This is a genomic window from Burkholderia sp. Se-20378, assembly GCF_017104665.1.
GTDB lineage: Bacteria > Pseudomonadota > Gammaproteobacteria > Burkholderiales > Burkholderiaceae > Burkholderia > Burkholderia lata.
Genome location: NZ_JAAGPG010000587.1, coordinates 1 through 4915, shown reverse-complemented (window position 1 = coordinate 4915; position 4915 = coordinate 1). Strand labels below are relative to the sequence as shown.

4 protein-coding genes are annotated in these 4915 nt (G+C 69.4%); 2 read left to right on the top strand and 2 right to left on the bottom strand.

What is annotated here, in order from left to right; translation table 11 throughout:
• A partial coding sequence (locus tag G3N93_RS34225) for a chemotaxis protein CheB (protein WP_277396591.1) occupies positions 1-530 on the top strand: 530 nt, incomplete at its 5' end.
• Positions 531-597: 67 nt separating this feature from the next.
• Positions 598-1665 (top strand): diguanylate cyclase domain-containing protein, encoded by a 1068-nt coding sequence (locus G3N93_RS34220; RefSeq protein WP_174989780.1) that lies wholly within the window; start codon positions 598-600, stop codon positions 1663-1665.
• A gap of 18 nt (positions 1666-1683) precedes the next feature.
• Here G3N93_RS34220 and G3N93_RS34215 read toward each other — a convergent pair whose 3' ends face one another.
• A complete protein-coding gene (locus tag G3N93_RS34215) occupies positions 1684-3933 on the bottom strand; it encodes a bifunctional diguanylate cyclase/phosphodiesterase (protein ID WP_174936018.1) in 2250 nt (749 codons plus the stop codon).
• Positions 3934-4270: 337 nt separating this feature from the next.
• The coding region (locus G3N93_RS34210; protein WP_241026818.1) for a LysR substrate-binding domain-containing protein at positions 4271-4915 on the bottom strand (645 nt) is incomplete at its 5' end.

Genomic DNA, 4915 nt, shown 5'->3' with positions numbered 1-4915 from the left:
GCTGCCCCGGCGCGCTCGCGTCGATCCTCGGCAGCCTGCCGGCCGATTTCAGCGCCCCGATCGTGATCGTCCAGCACGTCGACCGCGCGTTCGCCGAAGGCATGGCGCAATGGCTCGATGGCCAGACGCCGCTCGCCGTGCGTGTCGCGTGCGAAGGCGACCGCCCGCAGCCGGGCGTCGCGCTGCTCGCCGCGACCGACGACCACCTGCGCATCACGCGCGCCGGCACGCTCGAATACACGCGCGAGCCGGCCGCCACGCCGTATCGCCCGTCGGTCGACGTGTTCTTCAACAGCCTGACCGAGCACTGGCCCGGCCGCGTGATCGGCGTGCTGCTCACGGGGATGGGACGCGACGGCGCGATCGGCCTGAAGGCGCTGCGGATGAAGGGCTACCATACGATCGCGCAGGACGAGGCGACGAGCGCCGTGTACGGCATGCCGAAGGCGGCCGCGACACTCGGCGCGGCGCGCGCGATCCTGCCGCTCGGGCGCATCGCGGGCGAGCTGGCGGCGCTCGCGAGAATCTGAGCCCGACGATGAACACGCGCAACACCCTTGCCTGCCCCTGCAACAACCGCAACAAACCGCATCGACCATGACCCTTGACCTGACTCGCCCGCCAGGCGGCCCCTACACGCCGCCCGCCGACGTGCCTGCGATGGTGCTGCTGGTCGATGACCAGACGATCGTCGCGGAAGCCGTGCGGCGCGCGCTCGTCGACGAGGAAGGCATCGATTTCCACTACTGCCCGCGTTCGGACGACGCGATGGCCACCGCGATCGAGACGCGGCCGACCGTGATCCTGCAGGACCTCGTGATGCCCGGCACCGACGGGCTGAGCCTCGTGAAAGCGTACCGGACGAACCCGGCGACGCGCGACGTGCCGATCATCGTGCTGTCGACGCAGGAAGAACCCGTGATCAAGAGCGCCGCGTTCGCGGCCGGTGCGAACGACTACCTCGTGAAGCTACCCGACCGCATCGAGCTCGTCGCGCGGGTGCGCTACCACTCGCGCTCGTACATGAACCTGCTGCAGCGCGACGAGGCCTATCGCGCGCTGCGGCAATCGCAGCAGCAGTTGCTCGAAGCCAATCTCGAGCTGCGGCGCCTCACGCATTCCGACGGCCTGACCGGGCTGTCGAACCGGCGCTATCTCGACGAATACCTCGCCGCCGAATGGCGGCGCGGCACGCGCGAGCGCAGCGAGCTGTCGCTGCTGATGATCGATGTCGACAACTTCAAGCTGTACAACGACACGTACGGCCACGTGTCGGGCGACAGCGTGCTCAAGCAGATCGCGTCGACCATCGAGCGCTGCCTCGGCCAGTCGGGCGATCTTGCCGCGCGCTTCGGCGGCGAGGAATTCGCGGTGGTGATGCCGGCCACGTCGCCGGGCGCCGCGCGGCTGCTCGGCGAGAAGATCCGCCTCGCGGTCGAGGCGCTGCGGCTGCGCCACGCGCATTCGTCGACGGGCCACACCGTGACGATCAGCATCGGCGGCGCGAGCATCGTGCCGATGCCCGGCCTGCCGACGACCGTGCTGATCGAAGCCGCCGACCGCGCGCTCTATCGCGCGAAGCACGAAGGCAAGAACCGCGTCGAGATCGATGCGACGCCCACGACGCCGATCCCCGGCGGTTTCGGCGGCCCGCGCGTCGACTGAACGCCGGACGGGTCGCGTTCACATGGCGCCGAGCCGGCGCGCGTAGTCGTTCGGGTCCAGCGGACGGCTGAACAGATAGCCCTGCTGCATGTCGCAGCCGATCTGCTGCAAGAACCACGATTGCGCCTGCGTCTCGACGCCTTCGGCCGTGACCTTCATCCCCAGCGAATGCGCCATCGCGACCACGGCCTGCGTGATCGCCACCGAGTCGTGATGATCGGGCACGCCCGACACGAACGAGCGGTCGACCTTCAGGTTGTGCAGCGGAAAGCGCTTCAGGTACGCGAGCGACGAATAGCCGGTGCCGAAATCGTCCACCGAGATCCGCACGTTCATGTTCGTGAGCGCCTCGAGCATCGGCAGCACGGTGTCCGTGTCATTCATCAGCAGTCCTTCGGTAATCTCGAGTTCGAGCGCGGACGGATCGAGCTGCGTCTGAGCGAGGCAGCGATCGACCGATTCGACGAGCCCTTCGTGGAACTGCCGCGGCGACAGGTTGACGGCCAGCATCAGGTCGGGCGCGATCGTGCGGCGCCATTCGGCCGCCTGCCGGCACGCGGTTTCGAGCACCCACTGGCCGATCGCGACGATCAGCCCCGTATCTTCCGCGACCGGAATGAATTCCGCCGGCGACATCGGCCCGAGCTCCGGGCTCGTCCAGCGCAGCAGCGCCTCGGCGCCGACGGTGCGGCCGCTGCGTGCATCGACGACGGGCTGATACGCGAGCCGCAGCATGTCCGACGAAAGCGCGCGCCGCAGCGACTGCTCGATCGCGAAGCGGCGCTGCAGCCGCAGGTTGAGCTGCGCGGTGAAGAACGTGAAGTGGTTGCGGCCGCGCTGCTTCGCGTCGTACATCGCCGAATCGGCGTTGCGCATCAGCGTGACGGCATCGTCGCCGTCGCGCGGCGCGACGCTGATCCCGATCGACACGCCGAGCCAGTATTCGTTGTTCGCGATCGCGAACGGCTTCGCGATCGCGTCGATCACCTCGCGCGCGAGCACCGCGAGCCGGTCGGGATCGTCGCAATCGTCGACGAGGATCACGAACTCGTCGCCGCCGACGCGCGTCAGTGCGTACTGGCCGCCCCCGCAGGCCGCGAGCCGCGCGGCGACGCTGCGCAGCAGCGCATCGCCCGCGTCGTGGCCGGCCGTATCGTTGACCTTCTTGAATCCGACGAGATCGATGAACAGGATCGCGACGCGCGCGGGCCCGCCCGCCGCATCGTGCCCGCCGAACAGCTCGCGCATGCGGTCGCCGAGCCAGCGGCGGTTGTAGAGGCCCGTCAGCGCATCGCGCGTCGCCAGGTAGCGCAACTGCTGCTGCGCTTCCCGCACGGGGCCGATGTCGTTGAACGACACGAGCACCGAATCGGCCTGCTTCTCGCCCGGCCTCACGATCGGCACCGCGTTGCCGCGCACCCAGATGATGTCGCCGTCAGCCAGGCCGAAGCCGACCGTGTAGTCGAGCAGCGGCGTGGCCGTCTCGAGCGCGCGCCGGCTCGGCCATTCGTCGGGCGCGATCGGCGTGCCGTCCTCGTGCAGCTTGCGCAGGATCACGGTCGACAGCCGGCGGCCGACGAGGTCGCCCTTCACGCGCATCATCCGGTTCGCACTCGGGTTGCTCGCGACCACGACGCCGTCGCGCGACACGACGAGGATCCCTTCGTGCAGGCTGTTGACCACGAGCCGGTGATGTTCCTCGCTGCGCGCGAGCTGTCGCGCGATCCGGTCCTGGTGCACCGCGAGGCCGACGCTGTTGCCGATGTCGCGCAACAGTTCGGTTTCCTCGTCGCCCGGCCGGCGCGGCGTGCGGTAATAAACGGCGAACGCGCCGAGCACGGCGCCGCTATCGTCGAGGAACGGCACCGACCAGCACGCGCGCAGGCCCAGCGGCAAGGCAACGGCCCGGTAGTTGGCCCACAGGGGATCGGTTTCGATATCTTCGACGACGACCATCCGGCGCAGGTACATCGCCGTGCCGCACGAGCCGGCCACGGGCCCGATGGACGCGCCTTCGATCGCCGAACCGTACTGCGCGGGCAGCGACGGCGCGGCGCCGACGTGCACGTGCACGCCGTCGGTATCGAGCAGCAGGATCGTGCACGACGCACCGTCGCCGAGCAAAGCCTCGGCCCGCCGGCAGACTTCGACCAACAGCTCCGGCAGCGGTGTGTTGCGCGTGATCAGCCTCAGCACGCTTTGCTCGGACGCGAGCACTTCCGCCGCGAGCCCGAGACTGTAACGAGAACTTTGCGGTTCGGTATTCAAGATGAATCCTGCCGTCTGTCCGATCGGGTCTGATGCGCCCGATTCGTTTTCGATCCTTCGTGCCGTTTTTCGCTCCGGGTTTACGCCGATGCCCGGTGCGCCCCGTATTGCGCGCGGTGCCAACGCGCGCCGAAATATATTTAACACCAATCCATGACAAGTGGCGCATCCACGCGCATCAGGGGTTACGCGTGGTCGGCGCCGCGTTTGCAGCCGCCAGTCAGCCCGCCGAAAGACTTGCGCACGGCGCGACGGCCTTCGGCAAGGCAACGGCTCGCACGCGCCGCGCTCGCAAACGATTCGTCAGATTGTGGCGGCGCGCCGGCTCCATTCGCGTTCAGTCGCTCGCGCCGGAATCCGTGCGCGTCACGGCCTTCAGCGCATCGATCGCGGCCGTGACCGACACGCTCGCGGGCGCCGCATACAGCGCGCCGACCGTTTCAGGCATCGTCGACAGCTTCAGCGGCAACCGGCCGACGCGCTCCCCTGCGCGCACGGCCAGCTCGAACGCGCGGGCCGACTGCACGAATAGGCAAGGCGACTGCTCGGCCACCGCGCGGTTGGTCTGCCATGACACCGATTCCATCAGCACGGACGGCGGCGGCAGGCCCGCCTTCGCGAACTCGGCGTCCAGCGCCGTGCGCGCGGGCGACCCGAGCGGCGGCGCGATCCACGGAAATGCGGCCGCGTCGCGCCAGCCGATCCGCGCGCGCCTGAGCAACGGATGGCGCGGCCCGCACACGACGATCATGTCGTCGCGGTACGGCGGCGCGACGTCGAGCCCCGCGCTCAGCGCCGACGCGTCGAGCCGGCACACGAGCAGGTCGAGCTCGCGGCGCTGCGCCTGCGCGAGCATCCGGTCGAGCGTGTCCTCGCGCACGTTGAGCTGCACGGGGCGGCCGGCTTCCCGCAGCCACGCCAGCGCGCCCGGAATCAGTTGCGGCGCCATGTTCGGCAGCAGGCCGATCGACACCGGGCGGCA